This is a genomic window from Nitrospirota bacterium, assembly GCA_030684575.1.
Lineage (GTDB): Bacteria > Nitrospirota > Nitrospiria > Nitrospirales > Nitrospiraceae > Palsa-1315.
Map to the genome: position 1 here is coordinate 1 of JAUXVD010000021.1, position 24,986 is coordinate 24,986.

The window sequence follows — 24,986 nt, forward strand, 5'->3', positions numbered from 1 at the left end:
TCCCCTAACGGGTTCCCGACTTCGATGACCGGCTGGAGCGCGGTCAACGCCAGGACCTTATCCGCCACCGCCACTGCGGCGACCGTCCCCACGGAGACTTTTAAGAACTGCCTACGTGACAAAAACATGGGTAACACCTCCCTGCTAGTTAGACACTGACTAACTGCTACTTGCTCCCGAATCGAACCGTCCCACCTCCCTTCGCCGTTGATCGACACGATGCAATCACGCACAGGCAACCGTTTCGATCTGCGAGGATCCTTTACAAGCCCTGTGCCCAACGGGAGAGTTTTCAGGAAAGAGATGCGGCTAGAAATAGACCAGGTTAATCATTTGGTTACGCGAGGCCTGGATTGCGATTTTTACCGGAAGACCAATGGAGGCAGGAGGGCACCGTCAGCGATTGCTGACTCATGGATTGGAGAATCTTCTAACCGTGCAGATCGACAGGATATTTTACTGTCAGTGAATCAAGACAGGAGGCGCTGGCAGTCGAAAACGCAATAGGGAGGCGTGATTCAGCCGTAAATACGGAAAGGACTGTCAGGGAAACATGACGCTCGGTTACTTCTCGTCTTTCAGATATCGTCGCATAATTTCGTGAAAATACGAACGAGGAAGTCCTGCCTCCAGCGAGGCATGAGTCACGTTTCCCTGGTGGCGGTCGAGTTTGCGCTTGATGTATCGGCGACTGAAATCCTCCAATACTTTTTCCTTCGCCTTTGCGTAAGGCAAGGAGAGGTAGTCGTCCGACTCCGGTCGTTGCGCTTGATCGGTGAATTGCAGCAACCCGACGACGTCGTGGTAACCGATACGGTCGCCTTTGGCTAACATCACAGCCCGCTCCATTACGTTCCGCAACTCGCGTACGTTTCCAAGCCAGCAATAGGCGACGAGTTCGGTCGCGGCCGAGGGATGCAAGTCCGCGATGGGTTTTCCAAATTCTTTCGCGTATCGCCTGATGAAATGGCGTGCAAGAAGGGGGATATCTTCCGTTCGCTCCCGCAACGGTGGCACCTTAATCGCCATCACATTGAGCCGAAAGAAGAGATCCTTTCTGAACTCGTTCCGTTTAACTTTTTCAATCAACTCCTGATTCGTCGCGGCAATGAAGCGAGCCCTGAATTTCTTGAGCTGGACGCTTCCGACCGCCCGTACCTCACCTTCCTCCAACACACGAAGCAGTTTCGCCTGTAAGGGGAGCGGTAAGTCGCCGATTTCATCGAGGAATAGCGTCCCTCCCACCCCCTGTTCGAGGAGGCCGAGCTTGTCTCCGACAGCGCCCGTAAACGCGCCACGCACATGGCCGAAGAGTTCGCTATCGACGGTGCCTTCCGAGAAGGTCGTGCAATCGATGACTTGAAAGGGACCGTTTCGTTCCGCGCTCCGATCATGGATCGCTCTGGCGATGAGCTCTTTCCCGGTCCCGGTTTCACCGATGATCAAGGTCGTGGTATGGACGCTGGCGGCCGCTTCGATCATGGTCGTCAAGGCGCGAAAGGCGGGGCTGACTCCTACAAGTTCCTTGAACGGGAGCGCGTCCCCGGTCTGGCCAGGCTCGTAGCGGTACAGCATTTCTGAAATCCGCATGGCGCGATGAATCCGCGCCGCTAAATCGAGCTTCTCGAATGGCTTGGTGATGTAGTCGAAGGCGCCGCACCGCATGGCTTCAACCCCGATATCCACCGTATCCACCCAGCTGATCATAATGACGGGGATCCTCCGGTCCATGGCTTGCACGCGCTGCAGCAGTTCAAGGCCGCTCATGCCCGGAAGGCGCACATCCGAAATCACCAGATCGATTCGTCGCTCATTCAGGATCTGCAACCCGCCCTCGGCTCGGGCGGCAATGACCAATTCGACTCTTTCATCATCTTTTCGAGGCAGCTCCTCCTCGACCGTTCGGAGGAACATTTCGACATCTCCCCCGTTATCCTCCACGAGCAGAATGGTAAAGGTCTTATCGATGGTGCTGTACATTGCGCATCACTCCTATTGCTTCGACCATGAATCGCTGAGCCCAGAATCCCCTTACGGAGCGGCGAGGTTGTGCTGCTGCCGGTCGGGAGGCGACGGTGCTATGGATAACACGGGCAACCGGACAAAAAACGTACTGCCCGATCCGACAGCGGACTCCACGGTGACCTCGCCCTCATATTGCTCGACCACCGTCTTGACGATCGAGAGACCGATTCCCGATCCCGGAACCTCCTCCCCTACCAGTCGGGAAAATGGGAGGAACAGGCGATCAAACATGGACGCGTCGATCCCCATCCCGTTGTCGCGGACATACAAGAGGGGCCCCCGACTGCTCCCGGTCGTGCCGATCTCTACATGGGGGTCCGCCTGATCGCCCATGTACTTAATGGCGTTACTGATCAGATTATCAAACACTTGTTTCACATGGATGCGACGGCATCCGAGGCGTGGCAGATCGGGCTCGATCGTCACCCGGATCCTGTTCTTCAGGCAATCTTTCTCCAGCAGGGCCAGGATTTCGCCGATGACCGAATTCACGTCCACGCTTTCCAGCGGCGAGGGCTCATATTTGATCCGCGCAAGATCCAAGGTTCGCTCAGCCAGCGCCGCAAGATCCTTCCCCTCGTTCTTGATCCAGGCAAGGTATTGCAGTCCCTTCGCATCAAGGTGCTTGCCGTAATCCTGCTCGATCCATGACGCGAACTCCGCCACACGTCCCGCCGGCGCTTTGACCTCATGAATCATCTCGGCGACGTTGCGCTCGACCGCCTGCAGTCTCGCGCGCAGCGTGTGAGACTCGAACTCGACCGCCTCGAACAGACGCGCATTCTCCATCGTGACCGCGGCATACGACGCGAATTGCTGAGCCAACTGAATGTCCCACTCCGTAAACTTCTGTGTATGCGTCAGGCTCAACAGCACCAGCACGCCACGGCACTCATGCGGGCCCACCATGGGAACCGCCATATAACTCTTGGCGCCGAACTGGTCGCGAAACCGGATTGGTCTGTCCGGATATTTCGACAGGTCTTCGACCACCACGGGGCGCTTCGTTTCGAACGCCTGGTTGGAAAACGGCGTTTCTTCGACGAGGAGAATTTGATCCCGGATCCGATCGAAGGCCGTGCCGGAAGCCGCCGCCACCAGCCAGCATTCCATCGTAGGATGGCGGACCATCACCAGCGCGAGATCGGCTTCCAAGGATTCGACCGCGCGATCGGCGATTCGTCGAAGCACACCATCCAGCCCCCCCGGCTCCAGCATGCCGATGTCTTCCCCCGTCGCGTGCAGGGCCTGTATTTCCTCAATATGACCTTGAATGGTTTCGGCCATTCGATCAAAGGTCCGCGCGAGCTGTCCCAGTTCATCCCTTGTGTCGACTTGGATTTTCGTATGGAACTCGCCGGCTGCCATACGCTCGGCTCCCTCCGTCAGGCGTTTGAGCGGCTCACGGATCAGACGATAGAGAAACAGCAGCGCCGTGCCTACCAATCCGAGCGACAGGACAAGAAACCCGATCTGCAAACTATACAGAGCGTGCAGCCGACCGGCAGACTCCTGCTCCACCGACTGCACCACCTCCTCCATGTCCGTGACGAATTCATCCGTCAGATCGAGGTACTCCTCCTGCTGCGTGATGAGATCCCTGCCCGTCGATTCTAACGCCCGCTCCAGGGCAGGCCTCAGCTGATTCGACCAGCGATCCTGGACCTTCTGCATTTGCGCGGACAGGTGGGGGTTGATGTCCCCGACGGCGTCATGCTCCGGCGTCCCGAAGCGTAGTCCTTCCAGGACCCGTTCCAACTCGAGGATGTCTTCGCGAATGAGCGCCGCTTCTTTTCCTGCAAGGGAACCGGGAAGACGCTGGACGAGGGAAGCCAGTTTGTATGCGCGCATGCGCTCGGCCCCGGCCTGTTCGATCGCTTTGCTCGTTCCGATGAGCTGCCGTGTGTAATGGGACGTGATCAGGAGCAACAAGCCGAATGCTACCGACAGGCCGCCGACGACCATCCCGACCTTGATAAGAATCGAGGCGGTGCCGCGCTGCCCCCCATTGTCTTGTATGCCGATCGAGGCGCTCATGGGTATGCGACTCCGGTGCCGAAAGTGCTGGAACGATGCGCCTCACAGACCAGGCCCACCGATCGGCGCAGTTGAAGATAACAGCCGGGCATGGAGTCGACGGCGGAGATGCCGCGGCTTTCAGCCCTGCCCACCAGGTGCCTCCCGGACATCCCGCGCGCAGCGAAAGCCCATCCAGTTCATCTTGGTGTTCGGATCGGTCCCGTTGCGTTGCGCGGTCCGTACGCTGGGGGTACTGTCAATCCAGCCGCCGCCGCGGAAGCTCCGCTGCGTTCCCTTCTCTGGCCCCTTGGGATTCTTATCCGGCGCAGTCGCGTAGTACTTGGGGTCGAACCAATCTGCCACCCACTCGGCCACGTTACCCGCCATCTGGAACGTGCCGTAGGGACCGACGCCATTGTCGTACTTGTCCACGGAAATGATCGGTGGATAGAGGAGTAACCGCTCGGGACGATCGCGCACCGGGCCGGACAAGCCGGTCCGACCGAAGTTCGCACGCGACAGACCGGCTGGCTGGTTACCCCAAGGATAAATCCGCCCATCCTCCCCACGGGCCGCCTTCTCCCACTCGGCCTCGGTGGGGAGGCGTTTGCCGGCCCACGTGCAGTAGGCAGCGGCATCGTCCCACGATACGTGCATCACCGGATGGTTAACCATGGTGTCCTGGAAGTTACCGCCGTCATATTGCCAGTCGATCAGCGGTGCAAAACCTTTGGCGAGGGTGTACTTCAGATATTGCACGGTGGTCACTTCGAATTTATCGATCTCATAGGCATCCAGATAGACCGTTCGCTGCGGGAACTCCGCCGGGTACGCATTGCGATCGACCTTTCGATCGCTCCCCATCAGGAAAGGCCCCGCGGGAACCAGGACCATGTCGTCGTGAGCCGGCAGCTTCGCCCGCTCGGCAGCAAGCTTCTTTCCTTCAGGAGTCCATTCCCGGACGACGTCGGACACATCCAACGCATACACCGGCCCACTGACTCCCATCAACCCTGAGATCACGACCCCAACGATGATTCCACATGCTCGCACGATCCATCCTCCTTGCTGTGTTACATGCCCGGCGTAATCGGCTCCGGGGCTGCTTGTTTCTGGAAATCTTCCAACGGCTGAAAATTGAGCGGCAGATTAAAGAGGTAGTCCGAAACCGAGCGCAACTTCACATGCTGGTACTCCACGATCCAACTCCCGTCTTTCTTCGCCAGCTTCATCGGGAAATGCATGTCCGTCGCGACCCACTGATAATAGACCTCGACCAGCTCCCCTTGCTTCGTCGTCACTTCATACAGAACGGTCGGATGACCTTCGCGCATTTCCGTCCCGATCTCCTGTCGCGACACTTCCCCCTCCATCCGTTCGCTCACCCTGAGATCCTGCTCCGGACCATAGGGCATCGTTTTGAAATGCTTCATCCGCGAAAGCAGCAACCACACGACCTGCTTATCCTTGCGCACGATGCTCACGTTGACCGGTCCCATTGAATGGTGCTCGATCCGCCACATCTGATCCCGGTAATAGATGACCGCTTTGTGCGACTTACCGTCGATCTTCGTCACTTGATCGGCGGTAAACTCCAGCGCCCAAGCCGGTAAACCGACGAGCAGCAGGCTGCAAACCATACACATAGCGAGACCGATCTGACGCATTGCGGAAAACTCTACCATAAGCCCCTGCTCACCTGCTTCTGATCGGTTACGAGAGGACGAGCACCCCGGCTCCCGAATACCCTCCGGCTTTCAATTCCTGCAGCGCGCGATTGGCGTCAGCGAGGGGGAACGACAGGGTATGTGGTTTAATCGGAATCGCAGCGGCTTCGCGCAGGAGATCGAGCCCGTCCTGCCTCGTATTGGCCGTCACGCTTCGAAGGACCCTCTCGCCAAAGACCTCGCGATCGTAGTCGAGCGAGGGAATCGCCGTCATGTGAATCCCGGCGAGAGCGAGCGTGCCGCCGCGTTCCAATGCACGCAGAGCCGGCGGGACCAATTCACCGGCCGGAGCAAAGATGATCGAGCCGTGGAGCTTGTCGGGCGGCTGGTCGGTCGCCCCGCCCACCCAGACGGCGCCCAAGTCACGGGCGAAACGTTGATGCGCCTCTGTCAACGAGCTGACATAGACCTGACAGCCCCAATGGCGAGCAATCTGGATGACAATGTGCGCGGACGCGCCAAACCCATAGAGACCGAGCCGTTGCCCCGGCTTGATGCCGCTCAAACGCAAGGCGCGGTAGCCGATGATCCCGGCACAGAGGAGAGGGGCCGCTTCTTCATCGCTGAAGATAGGTGGAATCGGATAGGCAAAGGCTGCCGGAACGAGCGCATACTCCGCATATCCGCCATCGACCTGATAGCCGGTAAACCTGGCATGCTCGCACAGGTTCTCGCGCCCGCTCGTGCAAAACTCACACATGCCGCACGTGTGCTGCAGCCAGGCGATGCCGACTCGCTCGCCGACCGTCCGCTCACTCACGCCGGGGCCAACCTGACTGACGACCCCCACGGCTTGGTGGCCGGGAATAAGCGGAAGCGTGGGATTGGCCAACTCGCCTTCGATGACATGCAAATCCGTCCTGCAGATCCCGCAGACGGTGAGGCGAACCAAGACCTCACCAGGACCTGGCTGTGGTGTTGGACGCTCGCACAGCTGCAGCGGGGAGGTTTCCACATCCGCCGTGCGCGCCAGAACCATCGCTTTCATGCGTGATTGCTCTCAGAAAGATGAGACTCGATGCGCCGATTATTGGTCACGCGTATTAGGACAACAGGAAAACACTCTTGCAGGCTGTTCAAAATGACCGTCCGGCAAGGCCGCAGCAAGCGAAGTGGCGAGGCGTACCCTTGAGGTACGTTGAGCCTCTGAGCAAAGCGAGAACGAAGCCGGCGGGATTTTTCAACAGCCTGCTAGGGTTTCGCCTTGATACATTCAATATCGAGTCGTATCTGAACCTCATCGCCGACCACGAGCCCGCCGCTATCCAACGTTTTGTTCCAGACCATCCCGAAGTCTTTGCGATTCAGCTTCCCCTCCGCATTGAAGCCGGCCCTCGTATTGCCCCAAGGGTCTTTCGTCACTCCGTTATAATGGCCCACCAGGGTAATTTCCTTGGTCACGCCCCGCATCGTGAGATCGCCCACCGCCGCATAACCCTCTGCGGTTTTCTTATAGCTCTTCATCTTGAAGGTCATCGTCGGTGCATGTTCCACATCAAAAAAGTCGGCACTCCGCAAGTGGGCATCCCGTTTTTCGTGATTCGTATTCACCGACCCCGTCTTGATCGTGGCCTCAATCGCCTTCACCGTGCCGGCTTCGGTATCCATGTCGATATGCCCGGTATAGTCCATGAACCGCCCCGTCGTCTTCGATACCAGCATGTGCGCGACACGAAACTCGATCGACGAATGCTCAGGATCCACATTCCAACGAGCCGGTTCTGCGTGACTCTCCAACGGACACCAGACCATCACGCCGAACAGCACACACAGACCCCACCTCTGCATTCTTCGCCTCAACATACAACACTCCTTTGGGATCCCATCGATCGGTATGGCCGACAGGGCCTGAATGGAATAATGGAATAACTGCTACTTCTTCGCAGGCTGGCTGACTGACGGATTCCCCACCGCCTGTACATCGCGAGACCGCACCCGGCTACCGGTTCGCATCCGGATATGCACGTCCACCGCGTCCTCCCCCAGCTCACTGGGGAACGGCAGAAACGGTTGCGCATGGACCACGGCATAAATTCCCGCTTCGTCGATTTCACGGGCGCCGGACCCCTTCTCAACTTCAATCAGCTGGGCGCGGCCGTTGGGAAACATTTTGAAACGGACCTTTACGGTTTCGCTGCTCGCCGCATGCCGGATTCCGCGGACCTGGCGAGCCCAACTCTTGCTGATCAGTTGACTGACATGCTGCCAGTAGGCCTTGCCCTCCCCGGGAGAAGCAAACGGGACCAAATCCTCCTCGGCTAAGACGCCCGTCGAGATCGGTTCCACCGCCGTCTGCACTTCATCCAGAACCACCTCATCGCCCCGTGATTCTTCGGAGCGGACAGGGAGCACCTCACTCGTCTCATCGACCGGCTCTGACCGATCCATCGTCACATACACGACCCGACGCATCAGCCGTTCGAGTTTATCCTGACGGGATCGGGCAAAGGTCACTTGGACTCGCGCCGCTCTGGGCGGCACAGAGGTCCGGCTCATCGGGATGGGCTCGAGCGTCACCGTCCCCTTCAGCCCCATCGACTCTGCATCCGGCTCAAGCGTAACCGTTTGGGCTTGAAACGCCATCGATTCACAGATCGCCACCACCGGAGTCGTCCCCGCAGCGACCCCCCCAAGTACGATCGTCAATGTCACCGGCTTGCCGGTTTGCGGATCGCCCATCGACTCCGCTTGGCTTAACTCGAACTGCGCCCAACGCTTCGTGGGACCCGACGAGGGGGCCGTCTGTGGGGATGATGCGGAATATGCGGGTGAGGGAGAGCCGGGAGCCAACCATGCGGCGCAACAGATGCCTGCCACAATCACAAGGCTTTGGTGGTACAGCGCCTTCATAAACTGCATCCTACCGATCTCGCCGCACCCGTGCAACTCGGTGTTCCCCTAGGAGTAGGCATGGTCCAATCGCTGGTATACAATGGATTCATGCAGGCGCTTGTGAAAACATCGGCTCAACCAGGATTGACGCTCAGCACCTGCCCCGATCCACAACCGGGCCGCACCGATGCGGTCATCCGCGTGAAAGCCACGTCGCTCTGCGGGACCGATGCCCATATTTACAATTGGGATCCTTGGGCCCATAGCCGCATCCACCCGCCACGGATCATCGGTCATGAAATGTGCGGCGAGGTCGTGGAAGTCGGGCCCGAGGTCACCTTGGTCAAGAGAGGGGACTATGTCGCAGCCGAGTCGCACCTCACATGTGGGCACTGTTTCCAATGCCGGACCGGACAGGCGCATGTGTGCAAGAACTATCGCATCCTGGGAGTCGATCTCGACGGATCGTTTGCGGAATACGTTGTCCTGCCGGAAGCCGTGCTCTGGAAGACGTCACCCACCATTCCACCGGAACTCGCCTGCGCGCAAGAACCGCTCGGCAACGCCGTCGATGCCGCCTTAGTCGAAGACCTCACGGGACAGACGGTACTGATCACCGGCTGCGGTCCGACCGGACTCTTCGCAGCCGCCGTCGCACGAACGGCCGGCGCCGCCACCATCATTGCGTCGGACGTCAGTGCCTACCGCCTGGACCTGGCCAAACAGGTCGGGGTCGATCATGTGCTCAACGCCACAACTGACACCGCCGATCACATCGCCGCCGCCATTCGTGACATCACCGCCGGCGAAGGGGTCGATGCCTCCCTCGAAATGTCGGGAAACCCGATCGCCTTACATCAGGCCTTCAATGCCGTGAAGAACGGTGGACGTGTGACGCTCTTCGGCATTCCCACAGGGTCCGTATGTTTTGATCTCCCCAACGAAATTATTTTTAAGGGCATCCGCGTGTACGGCGTGACGGGCCGCCGACTCTTCAAAACCTGGTACCGCTTGGCCGGGCTCTTCCAGGCCGGGCTGAATATTAAGCCGATCATGACCCATACCTTTCCCATGAAAGACTTTGAACAGGGGTTCAAGTTGATCAACTCAGGACAATGTGGAAAAGTGGTGCTGATTCCGTGAAAGGCTAGAGGCCAGAGGCTAAAGGCAAGAGGCTCCAGATAGAGCCCGCTAGCCACTCGCCCCAGGCCTCTCGCCTAAACAATGTTATGGCCTACCATTCACTCAAGACATCAGTCTCAGCGCGGCTCGCGGACATCCGTGCGGCGGGCCTCTATAAATCCGAGCGCCAAATCCTCAGTCCGCAAGGGGCCGAGATTCGCGTGACGCAAGGTGAGGTTCTCAATCTCTGCGCCAACAACTATCTGGGGCTCGCCAACCACCCTGACATCAGACGGGCCGCCATGGAAGGGTTGCACGAACATGGCTACGGTATGGCCTCCGTCCGGTTCATCTGTGGCACGCAGGATCTCCACCTACAGCTCGAACAGACGCTCAGCACCTTCCTGGGTACCGAGGACACCATCCTGTATAGTTCCTGCTTCGATGCCAACGGCGGACTCTTCGAGGTGCTGCTCGGCGAGCAAGACGCCGTCATCAGCGATGCCCTGAACCATGCCAGCCTGATCGATGGTATCCGTCTCTGCAAGGCCACCAAACTTCGTTATGCGCATTCCGATATGGCGGACCTGGAAGCCAAGCTGCATGACGCAACAGCCTGCCGCCTTCGCCTGATTGCGACGGACGGGGTCTTCTCCATGGATGGCGATCTCGCGAAACTCGATCGGATCGTCGAGCTGGCGGAGCGGTACGATGCAGCGGTGATCGTCGACGACAGTCACGCGACCGGCGTACTCGGACGCAATGGCCGCGGCACGCCGGACCATTTCGGCGTGGCGGACCGGATCGAGATCGTCACCAGCACGTTGGGGAAAACATTGGGGGGCGCAGCAGGCGGGTTTACATCCGGACGAAAAGAAATCGTCGAGCTGTTGCGACAACGGTCGCGACCATACTTGTTTTCAAACTCACTTCCCCCGGTCATTGCCGCAGCGGCTCAACGGGCCGCCATCCTGGTCGCCCAAGGCGACCAGTTGCGAACCAGACTGCGCGAGAACGCTGCCTTCTTCCGTGCGCAACTCACCGCCCTCGGGTTCCGGCTCATTCCCGGCGAACATCCCATCATCCCGGTCATGTTGGGCGATGCCTCGCTCGCGACCAGGATGGCAGAACGGCTGTTGGAGGAAGGGATCTATGTCGTGGGATTTAGTTACCCGGTTGTGCCGGAAGGGCAAGCGCGGATTCGCGTCCAGATGTCGGCAGCCCATACCAGAGAACAGCTGGAGCGGGCCAGCGCTGCCTTTGCCACGGTTGGACGGGAACTGGGTGTGATTTCCTAACAGGCGGCTGAAACCGTCCGCCAGCGTCGTTCTCGCATCGTTCAGACTCTCAACGGGGACCCAGCCGCCTCACCACTCGGCGGCGCGCACAAACATGGTACTCCTTATTCGTCGCACCGTGCGCCCCAGCGGGTACGCCTCGGCCCTTCACTCGCTGCGGCCTTGCTGAACGAACGGTTTGAGCCGCCTGCGAAGGCTATTTGCTTCTTTGCCCCAGCACTTGCTTACTCTCGGACTGCCTTCGCTCGCGTCTGCAGATAGGCATTACGGACAGCCGTGTAGAGATCGAGCGTCGCCTCTTCGACTCCCTGGTATTTCTCGAGATTTCGCGAGCGCTCATTCACGATCTCTTCGACACGGACGCCGAATTGGATCACGCTGGTCGTCGTCCGATTCTTATGTGCGATGATCGAGGGAACATTCTTGACCTCGATGAGCGGAGCAACCAGCCAGTTGATCGGGTTTAAGAACACGTCGCCCACGTAGCCCGTGAAATCTCTGACGGTAAAGGGAGGCAACAACGGCAACACTAAATAGGGGCCAGGCTTCATACCGTAATGCCCGAGTGTTTGGCCCATATCTTCTTCAGGCGTCTCTAAGCCCATGTCTTTGGCCACGTCGATCAGTCCCGCCCCACCGATCGTGCTGTTCACCAAGAACCGTCCGACTTCGATGCCGGCCCCCTTGAACTTGCCCTGAAACATATTGTTCAAGAAACGCGGAGGAAAACGCAGGTTGTAATAGATGTTGCTGATACCGATCTGAACCCAGTCCGGCAAGAGAAAGTTATACCCCTTCGCGGCCGGCTTGAGCACAAATCGGTCGACCTGACGGTTGAACTGAAAGATATTGCTGTTGAACGGCTCCCAGGGATCGTACTCCTCACCGGCTGCTTCATCGGCCCTGGCAAAGGGATCGAACGGTTCGTCTGGAGCGGTCACGTCCTGCGACGGAGGAGTCTGTGCGGAAGTCTCCCCAATCGCCGGCTTCTCGTCGCTCACCCCCTGCGTCTGTACTGTGCCTGATTTCCCCGCACAGCCAGTAACCAGTAGCATCACAACCGTCAGCAGACTGAACGTCAGCATACGAAAAGAACTCATCAGCCCGGCCTCCTTCACCCACATTGCATGAACAAGTCTCTTTCGGCCGCCATCCCCCTCTGAGCGGGCCTTCTGGTCAACCGACGGCACTCTACCAAATGCCGGCGCGATCTCCAATCACTTCTTACGAAATTCAGGCATGGCACGCGATAGGCCTACTCTATCTCGGTCTGTCGGCCCATTTGCTCAAGTCTTACAAACCTATGCGAGCACGGACTAGCAGCCTGCTAAGACCGGATGGCGGCTTGAACAAACTCTACCCACCGCCTGAAATAGGCCGTGCCACCGATCTGATAGGTATTGTTATGGTCGGCGCCCTCGATGAGATAGAAGAATTTCGGCGGCCTCGCTGCCTCAAAGACCTGCTTGCCTAATTCGAGGGGAATAATGTCGTCTCTGTCGCCGTGAATGATCAGCTTCGGCAGCGAGAGCTGCGGAAGGCGATCAAGGAGCGTGAACGCGGCCCCCAACAGCCAATGAACCGGCAACCCGCCGTAATGGAACTTGGCCACCGCTTCGATGGACGGAAACACCGATTCGAGGATCAGCCCTGCAGCAGGCTTCTGAGAGGCCAATTCCCCCGCCACCGCTCCACCGAGTGAACGTCCGAAGATGATGAGGCGTTCGGAACGGATCATTCTGGTGCGAGTTAGATAATCATAGGCACCCAGCGCATCCTGATAGAGCCCTTCCTCCGAAGGCCGCCCCTGGCTCCGACCGTAGCCGCGATAGTCGAACAGAAACACCGACAGGCCTGACTGATAGAGCAGCTTCAGATTCTCCAGCCGATGGATCACATTACCGGCATTACCATGGCACCAGAGTATGACCGGACGATCGGCTTGCGCTTCGACATACCACCCGAACAGGCGGATGCCATCGCCGGCCTGAAACCACACCTCCTCCAGCGGCAAGCCGGTCAGCCTCGCCCAATCGCGATCTTGCCAGGGTTCAGGATGATAGACGAAAAATTGGTCGAGGATGCTCATAGCAGCTTCGGACAGGTTGGCTTCGCGGTCAGTTCAGAACGACCATCCAATGCCGCCGGACAGGATCTGCGTGTGGAAATCGAGTTTGACCCGCTGGTTACCGGCGCCTCCACTGTCCCAACTATACTTGGTCACGAAATATTTGTACTCGCCAAAGAGAAACAGTTGCTCCGTCATGAAGACCCGCAGGCCGCCGAGAAACTGATAGGCGAAGGCGAAATCTGCTGAACTGCCAGACAGCCTGACATTGCTACTGGTGATGTTCACGCTATGGAGGATGCCGGTCGACGTACCCCCTCCGGCTCCGATGTAGGGGTGGACCGCCTCACCTGGATACCGCAATATCACGTTATACATCGTTGCGAGGGCGATCACGCTGCCCTGCGCCTCTGTCGTGCCGGTCCCGGACGTGGTTCGCGGAGCCCTCACGCTGCCGCCAAGCCCGAAGGCTTCGATCTCAGCACCGACGATTTTCCTGGTGAACCAAGGATAGATATCGAATTTGATCCCCGCACCGATTGCCCCCCGTACGTCGGTGCTTGGGATACGATTGCCGCCGACGGAAAGGTCCTCATTTTGGGGGAAGAGGCCCATGACATGTCCGCTCAAGTAGAGATCGATATTCTTTTCTGGCGGGGATAACGGAGCTGGCTGCGGAGGCACTCCCTGTGCGAATGCCACACCGTCCCCTATCGGCTCGATACCGGAAATTCCCGACAGGCAAACGATGGAAACACAGACGAGTCTGCTCCTCCAGGTCGTTTCTCCCATAGCCGTAACCTCATTCGCACAAATGTGCAGTACGTGAGTTTTTTCATGGAACCTAGCACGGTCGGCCAACAGAGACAACGCCGAGAAAGTCATGGCAGAGTCGTTCCAAACCGATGTCTCCAACCCGTCCTTGATCTAGCAACGTTATCCCTTCTTGGATATACTCCAACCCACTCGATTACCATGCCATGAGGTTGTCCATGTCTTCCGTCCCTTCCGCAGGCTCGAATACGACTCCGACCCCATGCGACGTCCTCGTGGTTGGAGGCGGCCCGGCCGGCTCGACCATTTCAGCTGTGCTCGCGGAACGCGGATGGAATGTGCATCTGCTGGAAAAAGATTCCCACCCGCGCTTTCATATTGGAGAATCGCTCCTCCCGCATTCGGTCCCGATGTTGAGAAAGCTCGGCGTGCTGCCGGAAATCGAGAAGATCGGCATCATCAAGTACGGCGCGGAAATGGTGTCGAAGTACCATGGTCGATCACACATGTTCTATTTCGCTAAGGCCATCGATTCCTCCCAGCCCTATGCATTCGAGGTCAAACGATCCGAGTTTGACGCTATCTTGATGAAAAACGCGGTGGCAAAAGGCACTCATATCCACGAAGGCCTGAAGGCCCAGCATGTCGAGTTTCGTCCTGGATCGTCTTCAATCGTTCATGCCGAAGATCGGACCGGGCGCCCCGTCGCCTGGGAGGCGAAGTTCGTCGTGGATGCCAGCGGCCGCGATACGTTTCTTTCCGCACAGCTGGGAGGGAAACATCGGAGCGCCACCCACAACAGCGCGGCAATCTTCGGACATTTCGAAGGGGTGACTCGATTGCCCGGCGCAGACGAAGGGAACATCACGGTCGGCTGGCACGACCACGGGTGGTGCTGGCTGATTCCCTTCAAAGACGGCACGATGAGCGTGGGCGTCGTCTGCTGGCCCGACTACATTCGATCGCGACAGGTCCCGCTCGACCAATTTCTCCTAGACACCCTCGCGCTGATGCCGTCCATCGCTGAGCGGATGAAGCAGGCCACGCTGAGGACCGAGGTCTACGCCGCCGCAAATTTTGCCTACCGTAGAGAAACCATGTCCGGCGAGGGCTATCTCATGGTCGGCGACGCATTCGCCTTCATCGACCCCATGTTCTCCAGCGGTGTCCACCTGGCCTTGAACAGCGCGATGATGGGAGCCGACGTCGTCGAGGCCTATCTGCGGCACTCCCCGGAATATAGGCCGAAACTTCGCGAATTCAACCGCACCGTGCGGCGGGGGATCGATGCATTTTCCTGGTTCATCCATCGATTCACTCAACCGGCCTTTCGGGATCTGTTCATGTCGATGCGGAGACCCCCGAAGATGGAACAGGCTGTCCTCTCGCTCTTGGCCGGTGATGTCTTTACCCAATCACGGGCGCGAGTGCCGCTTTTCATCTTTAAAGTTGCCTACTACCTGACCTATGTGCTCAATTGGAAAGAGAATAGGACTGCGGCTCGTCGTCGCAGATTAGGGCTCCAGACCACCGTCACCAACCTGAAAGATTACGCCGTCAACCACGAGACCTAGCCGAGGGACCAAGAGGAGCGTCGTCGTGCGACCAAGCCAGACACAACAATCCTACGCGGCAGGTCATCACACGTCGGACGCAACGTTGCGGCCCCGCCTGACCTATGTCGAGACTTCGGAGCTGACGACCTGGCTCGCCGCGTCCGGCACCCATCCCTTGGCCATCATTTCATTCGGACAGGCCACCCCACGCACCATTTTATGTCCAACCATGAGCCTCGACCTCGCGCAATTGGAGGGGCATCCCTTGCTTGAAGTCTGGACATCCGACCAGCCCGTGGCGACTCTTCAGAAGAATGAATGCTCCTTGGCAATGAGCGGGGATGTCCTGGCTGGGACCATCTCCCTCGACGAAAAATCGGGAGCCACGTTGGATGTCACGACAGAGCTGGCCTACCGACAGCTCCTTCAGCACACGCGTGAACTCGGGTTTCCCTATCTGTGGCGAGTCTGGAACTTTTTCCCGGATATTAATGAAGAAAAAGATGGTCTGGAGCGGTATCGGCGATTTTGCATGGGACGCCATCAGGCGTTGGAGGCAAGCCTTCAGAACTTCCCCTCTGCGCTTCCCGCCGGCACGGCAGTGGGCACGCGATCCGGGCCGCTGCAGCTCTACTTTCTGGCTGGGGCTCACCCCGCGACCCATCTCGGGAACCCACGTCAAATGAACGCCTACGAGTATCCGGACACGTACGGACCACACAGCCCGTCGTTTGCCCGCGCAACCGTTTCCCGATCTGAGACCCGCGCGCAACTCTATATTGCCGGAACGGCAAGCGTGGTCGGACATACCAGCCAACATGTAGGACTTCCGAAGCAACAGACGCTCGAAACGATCCAGAACCTCAAGGTCTTGCTCCCTCATGCTGAAAGCGCAGCCCACAGAGATTTCACCGGGCCACAGAGCGAAGCCCTGTATAAAGTCTATGTGCGGGATGCAGCCCATCTATCTGAAATCCGCGAGGCCCTCCGCAGCTTCCCGTTATCCTTGAATCAGGTTCTCTTCCTGCAAGGAGAACTCTGTCGCAAGGAACTGCTGGTTGAAATCGAAGGGCTCGTCACCTCGGACTGATTCCATCCATGCGATATCCTGCATCGTCTGTTCAACAGCCGTTCCATCTCCCCGTCATGCGCGGGAGCCATTCATAATGTTCAGAAGTCGTGCCACACATCTCCATGCCGTCGAGGGGAACGGGCATGGAGCGATCGCGCCCCCGAAGTTTTACTTTACGATCGACTGCGATTGGGTGCCCGGCTCTCACTCGGGACTCGAACTGCTCCTCAGCCTCTGCGATCGCTACCAGCTCAAGGGCACGATCTTCTTCGCGGGACGCTTCGCGGAAGCCTATCCGCATTTGGTCAGAGACTGTCACGACCGCGGACACCAGCTAGGCACACATGGATGGGCCCACGGCGGGCTGGAACACGACGAAGATTTCCGCACGGCCAGTTACGAGCAGCAACGGGAATGGATCAGCCGCGCCACCGAGGCGGTCGAGCGAGCCGCCGGCATTCGTCCTGTCGTATTCCGCGCGCCCAACCTCTCGATCGGTGAAACCACGCTCCGCGCCCTCGAACACGAAGGGTATCGATGCGACTCCTCCGTTCCGGCCAGGCGATTCGACATGGGGCTGGGACGAGTCCATTATCTGAAATACTTCTGGGCTCCACGAGACCCCTATCGACCATCGCGGGAAAATTTGACGACACCCGGTGAGGGTCCCTTGACCGAAGTCCCCCCCTCCTCATACCTGTTTCCGATCAACCTGGCGACGCTGCGCACGCTCGGCCTACCGATGATTCAACGCATGATTCGCTGGATCGGACGCCGTTCGCGCCATCTGGTCTTCTACTGTCATCCCTCGGAGTTCGTACTCGCGAAGCATCAGGTCTTCCCAAACGCCATGTCCAAGTGGAACCAGAAGGGCATGTGCCCGGCCAACCTCTCGCTAGTCGAAGATTTGATCGACCATGTCCTCGAGCGCGGCTATGCCCCTACACCTATGATGGAGGCCCCGACGCGTGAACTTGACTTGAGACCGAGGGTGGGATTAAGAGCAAAGAACTTTCAGTCAACCGGGGCCTATCCAAAGGAGGGACAGCGATGAAGCAGTTGCTATCTGGGATTCTTGTGGCATGTCTGGCTGTTGTGATCGTGACAGGATGCCGGGGTGCAGGACAAATCTATAATGTCAAAGAAGCGCCGATTACGACGTCGGCTGGCAAAGAGCTGACCGTGGATCAGGTCGGCAAGGCGATCATGGATGCGGGGATCGGACTCAGATGGATCATGGTGGTCACCAAGCCGGGCCAGATCGTCGCCACGCAAAATGCTCGAAACCACACCGCCATCGTCGACATTGCGTACGACACCAAAACGTACAGCATGACCTATAAAGATAGCGTGAACTTAAACTACAACGCCGAGAAACAAACCATCCACGAGGCCTACAGCGGCTGGATTCGCAATCTTGATAACGCCATCAAGGGTCGGCTCGCTATAGCAGGAATGTAAGACGCTTCACCCTCTGCCGCAAACATGCGGCAGAGGGAATCTTCCCGCTCCCTGCCCATCCCCGACAATTCGTTATTTACGTGAAGACTTGGCAGGCTTGTCGGCCCGCGAAAGACCTTCCGCGGACGAAGGACCGAGCCATTCCCTGACAACGCGATACAGGCCTGCCGGATACATCCCTCGCGAGAGCAACCTCGCGGCGACCATGAGCGTAATCTTCGCGATGTCATACACCGGCCTGAAATGGCTGGGGCTTGGCCCCCTCCGAGGCGCTACGCCGACGGCGATCATGTTGATCGGAGTACCCACTTGACTCGCGGCAATCAGAACTTCGCTTTCAAACACGAAACTTCGCGCCTTTCCATGTGCGAGATTAATATTTTTCAACAATGTCGCCGGATACAACCGGAACCCGGATTGCGTATCGTCGATGAGTTGACCAGCCGCCCACGAGATCCAAAAATCCGCAACTCGATTGGCACCATATCGCCAACATGACATCTTGCGCTTGTCTCGCGGGCGGACCCCGACAAGAAACGTATCGGGAGCATTCACGGAAGCCGTAAGGAAGATCGGGATCTCTTCCGGCGCATGTTGCCCGTCTGCATCGAGCGTGATGATGCCGACGGCTCCGTGGGCCAAGGCATGCTCGAATCCGCGCTGGAGGCTCCCCGCCTTTCCCCGGTTCTCTGCATTGTGGATCAGGGCGATATCCAGACCAGCCAGGGCACGGGCCGTGCCGTCGGTTGAGCCGTCGTCCACGACGATGACGTTCGGACATTGTTGCCGCGCACGCATCGCCACATCGCGCACCGTTTCCGCCTCATTGTAAGCCGGGATCACGACCCAATATGCACGGGCGAGGTCGCCCGGCGTGGTCATGCCATGCCTCCGTTTACACCGATGACCTGGCCGGTAATATACCCGGCTTCCTCGGACGCGAGGAACGACACGAGCGCCGCAACGTCGTCCGGTGTACCAACCCGTTTCATCGGCACCAACGTGGCGACCTGCTCCGCCTTGAATGATTCTCTTGTTGCGGGCGATTCGATCAAACCGGGAGCCACCACATTGACAGTAATGCCTCGTGACGCCACCTCAATCGCCAACGACTTGCTGGCTCCATGCAGACCGGCCTTCGCAGCGGCATAGTTGGTCTGGCCGCGGTTGCCTATCACCCCGGCCAGCGACGAAATCGAGACGATCCGCCCCCAGCGGGTCCCGATCATCGGCAGCAACAGCGGCTGCGTGACGTTGAAGAATCCGTTCAGCGAAAGGTCGATGACCCTCGTCCATTGTTCGTGAGACATCCCTGCCATCGGCGCATCGTCGTGGGCTCCGGCATTGTTGACGAGGACTTGGACCGGGCCATCCTTCAGCAGCGCATCGAGTGCCTGCCTCGTGGCAGACTCATCGGTCAGGTCGAAACAGACAACCGACGCCGACCCGCCTGTATTCCGAATCTTCTCTGCCGCCTGCTCAGCCGATTCAGGATGCCGATGGGCATGCACGATGACGGCATAACCATCCGCCGCCAATCGCTCGGCGATGGCCGAACCGATGGCACCACTGCCTCCGGTGACGAGGGCGCGTTTCCGCATCATGATGGCTCGCGCTTTAAAAATATCGAGGCCCGTCCCGTCATCATGTTGTGGCCCCCGGATGAAATCGCAAACTGATACATGAAACTCTCGCCGCTGTCGAACAGACGCGAGGCCTCGATCGTGAGTTCCCCTGGACAGTCGTCGAGACGGTCTACCGACAACACCACATCCTTCACCCCGCCGACATAGCCGATCAGCCCCTCCGGAGACCGCGCTCGATTCAGAAGCCCCACATGGACCCCCATCGCCTGTGCCGCATATTCCAGCCCGGTCACCGCATCGAGACGCCCGCCCTGCCGCAGTGGATTCGTCCCATCGCGATGCGAACGCGTGCGGCATCGAATCGTCGCGGCATCCCACGACTCCACGAGGTCGATCAGCTGCATCGCCCCGGTATGGGGAAGGAATACGCTCAGTTCTTCTTTGGTCAATGACGGCATGAATCGATGTCCAATACGAGTTGCTGGCTTTCGAGCAGACTCACGACCACCCTCTCCGAACCACCGGTGGCAAGTGCTTTCAAGAGCGGCAGCGAGCGGGCCGCAGGATTACCCAGTCTCACCTGCTCCAATGCAAGGTCTTGCAGGTGGCTCGCCGGTTCTTGATCTGTCTCTCTGAGATGCAGTTGCATGGTGGCGAGCGCGACCTCCGACGGCGGAGCGAGTACGAGGGCCACGGCAAAACCCGCCGCGATCGGACGCGCTTCGTTGAGCGGAGCAGGCACGGCCAGATCGTAGGCGACCAGCAACAGCGGACGTTGCTCCACATGGACGAACGTCACGGCTTCGAGTAGGCCGGCCCCAAACGAGTCATCGTAACAGGACAGCGACGTCGACGACTGCTGACAGGTTGTGGCGATTCCCCAATAACCGGAGGGCGTGTTGTGGACCGATTGATGAAAGAGCGTGGGCGAGATCACCCGCTCAGGGGTCGCCAAGGTGCGGCAGAGTGTATCGAGCACCCCCATTTCCCCGCCAGAGGACGCAAAGACCGTGGGCACCTCACGGGGATCCAGGCCAGATTGGGCGATCGCTTCCTGTGCAACCTGCACGGCCCACCGGACGCAGTCGCTGCTCCGCCGCCGTTCGTTCGGAGGCAACAAAGCCGCTTCAGGATCGGGCATCTCACCCGGTTGAAACGGACCGTGACCGGCCAGCACGGCACGGCCTGTCTCCCAACCGGCGAGACCAGAGGCCAGCAGGCCGATGCCCTGAATCGCAACCTTCATCACAATTTTCCCAAGATTAGGCTGCAGTTATTCCCGCCGAACCCGAAAATATTGCTCGCCACGCAGGAAAGCGAGCCGATCTGGTTCTCACGGAGGATTCGACTCTTCAAGGAAGGATCGACGCGCGCACAATTGAGCGTGCCAGGGATCAATCCCTCTGTGAGACAGATCGCGGAAATGACGGCCTCGGTAATGCCGGCGGCACCCAACGTATGGCCGGTCCAGCCTTTGGTCGAACTGCAGGCAGGCCGCGCGCCAAACATGCGGTAGACGGCTTTATCCTCGACTGAGTCATTAGCCCTTGTGGCCGTCCCATGCAAATTCACGTATTCGATGTCTTCAGGGCGAAGCCCGGCCCGGGCCAGCGCATCCTGGATTGCGCGAATGGCGCCAGCGCCTTCCGGATGGGGATGCGACATGTGATAGCCATCCGTGCTCTCGCCGTAACCGAGCAGCGCCACCGCTCCACGTCTGCCGACCAACTCACTGGATTCCAGCAAGGCAAACCCCGCGGCCTCGCCCAACGACAACCCGTCGCGATCCTCGTCGCAGGGACGGCAGGGAGTGGCCGAGAGCAGCTGCAGCGCCGAAAACCCATACAGGGTAGTCAAGCAGAGGCTATCGACGCCGCCGACGATGGCGGCATCGCAGAGACCCGCTCGCAACAAACGATCGGCCGTCGCGAAGACCTTTGCGCTGGAGGAACAGGCCGTCGAGACCACCAGGGCAGGCCCGCGCAACCCGAGACAGGCCTGCACGAAATGGCCCAGCGAAAACATGTTGTGGGTGTAGCGATAACGCGAGGTATACCGGTCCGGGAGCGAACCGGCTTGGTTCCTGGCCTGATAGGCATGTTCCGTCTCCAGAATGCCTGAGGTGCTGGTCCCCATGACGACGGCGACACGATGCGCGCCATACCGTTGCTTCGCTTCCGCCACCGCGACCATGAACCCATCCTGCTGCAGGCCGAGCCAGGCCAGCCGATTGTTGCGACAATCGAATCGTTCCAACTCATTGCCGAGCGAAAAATCTTCAAGGCCCTCGACGCGTCCAATGTAGGTCTTGAGCGTAACGTCTTCGAAGTCGCAGGGTTTCAATCCCGACCGCCGCCCGCGCAGGGCTTGAAGAACCGGCCCCACCCCACGGCCGTTGGCTGTGACGAGCGTATAGGCCGTCAGGGTCAAGGGAGTAATCGGGTGCACGTTAGCTGACATGGGAACCCTGCCCGGCTAAAAATCCCGCAAAGAGCAAACAGGTCAACGATCCACAGGCTGCCGTCAGGCCGATCGCATGCAGCACAGGAATGCTCGAACAGGCCAGTACGCCGAACACCAGCACGGTCGTGGTGCTACAGACCAGCAACCCAAAGACGGTCCTCTGCCGTTCCTCTCCTTGGTCCTCCGCACGATTGAAGAACAGCGCGTAATCCAGTCCCAACCCGACCACCAGGAGTAACGTCGCGACATGAAAGAGCGACAGCGATTCACCGGACAGATTGAGAATACCCACCACGACGATGAGCCCGGCGATAATCGGGACAAGCACACGCCAGAGCCGGGCAACCGATTGCAATCCGATGGCTAAGGCCCCTGCAATGGCGATCGTTCCCCACCCGAGCAACTGCACCGTTCTATTTCGATAGTCCCTCATCAGCCGGTTGGACTCTTCCTTGATATCCACGTAGGAGACCCCGGACTCTCCCCAGCCTGCCACTGCCGCCTTCAATCCCTCCCGATCGGCCAGGCCGCGCAGCGGGGCAACGGCCACCCATCGTCCATGATCTTCCAGCATCAACGCTTCGATCTTCAGGCCTAACGGCGTGCCATGGAACAGGTCCCGATCGATCAAGGGTTGCGTCCGAGCCACCTCGACTTCGTTCAGGAATGGTTCGAACAGCCCTGGCGCAAACGGCAATCCCTTCACCGCCTCGCCCAGCCGATCCTTCAACTCAACCGAATCTGGCAGGGCCTGCTGCCGCGCTCGCTGCACATGATGGCTCGGCAAGTAGCGCGATACCAGGTCGTATCCCTCCAAGATGCCGGCTTCTCGAAGACGATCCAGTTGCGGCATCACCGTTTCACTCCGCTCCAACAGATCTTCTTGCGTCGCCGCTTCAACCACCAGGAGATCCCGCATATCCGGTGCACCGAGCGCACGACGCAACTGCTGGTCGAGTTGCTTCTTCTCCTCCGATACCGGACTGATCTTCGCCAGATCTTCTTCCCACAATGGCGTATCTGACCATATCATCACGCTTGCCGCAAGAACGACGGCCACCGGCACCACCATCTTCGCCTTCGACAAATAGGCCATCGTGCCAAGTAGATTGGTCCGGATCTCCCGCGGAACAAAACCGGCCGGAATACAGACCGGCAATACCCATCGAGTCACCAGGGCCGCAGTGCCCAGACCTGCCAGCGCGAAGAGTCCCAGTTGCGCTAACGCTGGAAATCCCGCCAGCAGCAGGGAGGAAAACCCGATCGCAGTCGTGAGGACCCCGAGCCGCATCGTCGGCCAGATCGCCCGCATGGTGACAGAGGCAGAGGCCTGCCTGTTCAGATGGCTGAATAAATGGATGGGGTAATCGTCGGCGACGCCTAACAGCGTGATGCCGAAGCCCAATGTAATGCCATGCACAAACCCGAACCAACTATGCACCGCGACCATACCGGCCAAAATCCCGCTCGAAATCGGGATCAAACTCAGCAGCACCAGCATCCAGGATCGATAGCTGGCGTAGAGAAAGAGAATGACCAGCGTCGCCGCCAGGGTCGAGAGCCACCAGACTTCACGCTCAATCGTCCGCTGGATTTCGACCGTAAAGACCCCGGGGCCGCTCATCAACAACCGGGCCGATGGTGATGGCCCATCGGTCACCCGATGAAACGACGCCCGGATATCCCGTTGAATCGCTTCCTGCGCATCGGCATCGAACCCCGCGGCGTTGGTCTCAACGACCAACAAGGCGCGCTGGTGATCCGCCGACATCCAGACTCCGCGATATGTAGCGGGCGACTCCCATCCCGACCAGGACTGGAGGATCCCGAGAAACTCTCCGGTCGGATCGGTTGGAATAAATTCTTTGATCATCGGGGCGAGAGGAGAGCGCAGCTCATCGAGCCGTTGCTCAAGGGCGGCATGCAGCGAATCGGCCGAAAAGGTCTCGGCCCTCACCGTCCGGCTCAAGAGATAACGCGCGCGAAACAGGATCTGCCGCTCTTCAGGCGACAATGCCTGGGTGCCGTTGCCTACGAAATCGATCTGGGCATGCCCTCGCAACCCTTCGCCCAACGTCTTGCTGAGCCTGGCCAATTCATCCGGCGGCGCCCCCTCGATGGCCAGCAGCAGCATCCGGCCGGCCAGGCCCGAGCGCACCTGCGTCAGCAACAATCGTTGTGTCGCCGTGGTGCCTTCGGGAAGCAGGTCGCCGAGTTCGTTATGGACAGACAGACGGGTTCCGGTGAACCAGAGCGCACCGGTGATGAGGGCGGCCCAGACGAGAACCGGCCACCAGGCGGCTTTCATTTAGATGGTCCTCGGCGAAGCGTCATCACTGAGCGGTCGCCATCCGGCGCTCGGATGGCGATGCTCGTCAGGTGCCCGTCCGACCCGGACAACAGCAGATAGTCGACCATGGATTTTCCGGCCGGATCGTGGGGACGGAGCAACAATGTCCATTGTCGGCTGGTGCCGTCAACGGTGGTTTCGTACACGTTCTTGAGTCGTGCGACATCTCCCGTGAGCGTCGCCCGAAAGGCTTCGACAAAGCTGCGTAACGCCGGATAGTCTTCCAGCGAAATGGTTTTCTTCACATGTTTGCGTTCACTCTCGAAGGTCACCAGGTCTCCTTCAATGAGGTACCGTTCCCGGTACGGCTCCAGCACTTCCTTTTCCAGCGTCGACGGAGGCATAAAGCGCAGCAGGCCGCGCACGATCAAGGGCTCGGTGAGCAATGAGGAATAGGTCGCTTCTTCAAACGATACCGAGGGCTCCCGCCCTTCCTTCAGCTGAGCCACGACCTGCTCAACCGTCCAAGCACGACTTGAATGGTCGCTGTGAGACGGCACATTCTCGCCAGCTGTTGCCAGGGAACCAATCAGTGAAAACGTTCCTAGAATAATGAATATACTGGTCCACAGGATGCTCATTAGGTTTGTCCTGCAAAGCCACAGCGAGTGAAGACCGGAGGCGGACCTGTTC

Annotated in this window: 23 protein-coding genes; 6 read left to right on the plus strand and 17 right to left on the minus strand. The window is 59.0% G+C overall.

Features of this window, described 5'->3' with window-relative positions:
• Positions 1 to 564 precede the first annotated feature (564 nt).
• The 7 genes from Q8N00_15315 to Q8N00_15345 all read right to left on the minus strand — a co-directional run bounded on the left by Q8N00_15315 (position 565) and on the right by Q8N00_15345 (position 8,621).
• Entirely contained in the window at positions 565 to 1,980 is a 1,416-nt protein-coding gene (locus Q8N00_15315) for a sigma-54 dependent transcriptional regulator (protein MDP2384159.1), read from the minus strand.
• 51 nt (positions 1,981 to 2,031) lie between these two features.
• The gene (locus Q8N00_15320; GenBank protein ID MDP2384160.1) at positions 2,032 to 4,062 is read right to left on the minus strand and encodes an ATP-binding protein; all 2,031 of its coding nucleotides are present in this window, start codon (positions 4,060 to 4,062) and stop codon (positions 2,032 to 2,034) included.
• Positions 4,063 to 4,182: 120 nt separating this feature from the next.
• Positions 4,183 to 5,097, minus strand: coding sequence for an SUMF1/EgtB/PvdO family nonheme iron enzyme (locus tag Q8N00_15325; GenBank protein MDP2384161.1), 915 nt, complete (start codon positions 5,095 to 5,097; stop codon positions 4,183 to 4,185).
• A gap of 20 nt (positions 5,098 to 5,117) precedes the next feature.
• Positions 5,118 to 5,729, minus strand: a complete 612-nt coding sequence (locus Q8N00_15330) for a hypothetical protein (GenBank protein MDP2384162.1) — start codon at positions 5,727 to 5,729, stop codon at positions 5,118 to 5,120.
• A gap of 28 nt (positions 5,730 to 5,757) precedes the next feature.
• Positions 5,758 to 6,759, minus strand: a complete 1,002-nt coding sequence (locus tag Q8N00_15335) for a zinc-dependent alcohol dehydrogenase family protein (protein ID MDP2384163.1) — start codon at positions 6,757 to 6,759, stop codon at positions 5,758 to 5,760.
• Positions 6,760 to 6,962: 203 nt separating this feature from the next.
• The gene (locus tag Q8N00_15340) at positions 6,963 to 7,574 is read right to left on the minus strand and encodes a YceI family protein (GenBank protein ID MDP2384164.1); all 612 of its coding nucleotides are present in this window, start codon (positions 7,572 to 7,574) and stop codon (positions 6,963 to 6,965) included.
• Between the two features lie 69 nt (positions 7,575 to 7,643).
• Positions 7,644 to 8,621, minus strand: a complete 978-nt coding sequence (locus Q8N00_15345; GenBank protein ID MDP2384165.1) for an energy transducer TonB — start codon at positions 8,619 to 8,621, stop codon at positions 7,644 to 7,646.
• A gap of 60 nt (positions 8,622 to 8,681) precedes the next feature.
• Between Q8N00_15345 and tdh the strand changes: the two genes are divergently transcribed.
• Positions 8,682 to 9,746 carry an L-threonine 3-dehydrogenase gene (gene tdh / locus Q8N00_15350; protein MDP2384166.1) on the plus strand — a complete coding sequence of 355 codons (1,065 nt, stop codon included), beginning with the start codon at positions 8,682 to 8,684 and terminating at the stop codon, positions 9,744 to 9,746.
• 86 nt (positions 9,747 to 9,832) lie between these two features.
• A complete protein-coding gene (locus tag Q8N00_15355) occupies positions 9,833 to 11,023 on the plus strand; it encodes a glycine C-acetyltransferase (GenBank protein ID MDP2384167.1) in 1,191 nt (396 codons plus the stop codon).
• A gap of 224 nt (positions 11,024 to 11,247) precedes the next feature.
• Here Q8N00_15355 and Q8N00_15360 read toward each other — a convergent pair whose 3' ends face one another.
• From Q8N00_15360 to Q8N00_15370, 3 genes are all read right to left on the minus strand, one after another.
• Complete coding sequence (locus tag Q8N00_15360; GenBank protein MDP2384168.1) at positions 11,248 to 12,123, minus strand: VacJ family lipoprotein; 876 nt, start codon at positions 12,121 to 12,123, stop codon at positions 11,248 to 11,250.
• 227 nt (positions 12,124 to 12,350) lie between these two features.
• Positions 12,351 to 13,112, minus strand: coding sequence for an alpha/beta hydrolase (locus Q8N00_15365; protein MDP2384169.1), 762 nt, complete (start codon positions 13,110 to 13,112; stop codon positions 12,351 to 12,353).
• 33 nt (positions 13,113 to 13,145) lie between these two features.
• The gene (locus Q8N00_15370) at positions 13,146 to 13,793 is read right to left on the minus strand and encodes an outer membrane beta-barrel protein (protein ID MDP2384170.1); all 648 of its coding nucleotides are present in this window, start codon (positions 13,791 to 13,793) and stop codon (positions 13,146 to 13,148) included.
• A gap of 290 nt (positions 13,794 to 14,083) precedes the next feature.
• Between Q8N00_15370 and Q8N00_15375 the strand changes: the two genes are divergently transcribed.
• From Q8N00_15375 to Q8N00_15390, 4 genes are all read left to right on the plus strand, one after another.
• Positions 14,084 to 15,439, plus strand: coding sequence for an NAD(P)/FAD-dependent oxidoreductase (locus Q8N00_15375; protein ID MDP2384171.1), 1,356 nt, complete (start codon positions 14,084 to 14,086; stop codon positions 15,437 to 15,439).
• A gap of 25 nt (positions 15,440 to 15,464) precedes the next feature.
• The gene (locus tag Q8N00_15380) at positions 15,465 to 16,511 is read left to right on the plus strand and encodes a hypothetical protein (protein ID MDP2384172.1); all 1,047 of its coding nucleotides are present in this window, start codon (positions 15,465 to 15,467) and stop codon (positions 16,509 to 16,511) included.
• A gap of 76 nt (positions 16,512 to 16,587) precedes the next feature.
• The gene (locus Q8N00_15385) at positions 16,588 to 17,547 is read left to right on the plus strand and encodes a polysaccharide deacetylase family protein (protein MDP2384173.1); all 960 of its coding nucleotides are present in this window, start codon (positions 16,588 to 16,590) and stop codon (positions 17,545 to 17,547) included.
• Positions 17,544 to 17,954: a hypothetical protein gene (locus Q8N00_15390; protein MDP2384174.1), complete on the plus strand. Its 411-nt coding sequence runs from the start codon at positions 17,544 to 17,546 to the stop codon at positions 17,952 to 17,954. Before Q8N00_15385 ends, Q8N00_15390 begins: the two co-directional genes overlap by 4 nt.
• A gap of 72 nt (positions 17,955 to 18,026) precedes the next feature.
• Here the strand turns inward: Q8N00_15390 and Q8N00_15395 are convergent, their stop codons facing one another.
• The 7 genes from Q8N00_15395 to Q8N00_15425 are packed head-to-tail and all read right to left on the minus strand — an operon-like array spanning position 18,027 to position 24,934.
• A complete protein-coding gene (locus tag Q8N00_15395; protein MDP2384175.1) occupies positions 18,027 to 18,836 on the minus strand; it encodes a glycosyltransferase family 2 protein in 810 nt (269 codons plus the stop codon).
• Complete coding sequence (gene fabG, locus Q8N00_15400; protein MDP2384176.1) at positions 18,833 to 19,555, minus strand: 3-oxoacyl-ACP reductase FabG; 723 nt, start codon at positions 19,553 to 19,555, stop codon at positions 18,833 to 18,835. The genes Q8N00_15395 and fabG overlap by 4 nt, the downstream gene beginning before the upstream one ends.
• A complete protein-coding gene (locus tag Q8N00_15405; GenBank protein ID MDP2384177.1) occupies positions 19,555 to 19,998 on the minus strand; it encodes a 3-hydroxylacyl-ACP dehydratase in 444 nt (147 codons plus the stop codon). Before Q8N00_15405 ends, fabG begins: the two co-directional genes overlap by 1 nt.
• On the minus strand, positions 19,986 to 20,786 hold the full coding sequence (locus tag Q8N00_15410; protein ID MDP2384178.1) for a beta-ketoacyl synthase chain length factor: 801 nt from the start codon (positions 20,784 to 20,786) through the stop codon (positions 19,986 to 19,988). Before Q8N00_15410 ends, Q8N00_15405 begins: the two co-directional genes overlap by 13 nt.
• Positions 20,786 to 22,000 (minus strand): beta-ketoacyl-[acyl-carrier-protein] synthase family protein, encoded by a 1,215-nt coding sequence (locus Q8N00_15415; GenBank protein ID MDP2384179.1) that lies wholly within the window; start codon positions 21,998 to 22,000, stop codon positions 20,786 to 20,788. Before Q8N00_15415 ends, Q8N00_15410 begins: the two co-directional genes overlap by 1 nt.
• On the minus strand, positions 21,990 to 24,311 hold the full coding sequence (locus Q8N00_15420) for an MMPL family transporter (GenBank protein ID MDP2384180.1): 2,322 nt from the start codon (positions 24,309 to 24,311) through the stop codon (positions 21,990 to 21,992). Before Q8N00_15420 ends, Q8N00_15415 begins: the two co-directional genes overlap by 11 nt.
• Positions 24,308 to 24,934 carry a LolA-related protein gene (locus Q8N00_15425; protein ID MDP2384181.1) on the minus strand — a complete coding sequence of 209 codons (627 nt, stop codon included), beginning with the start codon at positions 24,932 to 24,934 and terminating at the stop codon, positions 24,308 to 24,310. Before Q8N00_15425 ends, Q8N00_15420 begins: the two co-directional genes overlap by 4 nt.
• Positions 24,935 to 24,986 lie beyond the last annotated feature (52 nt).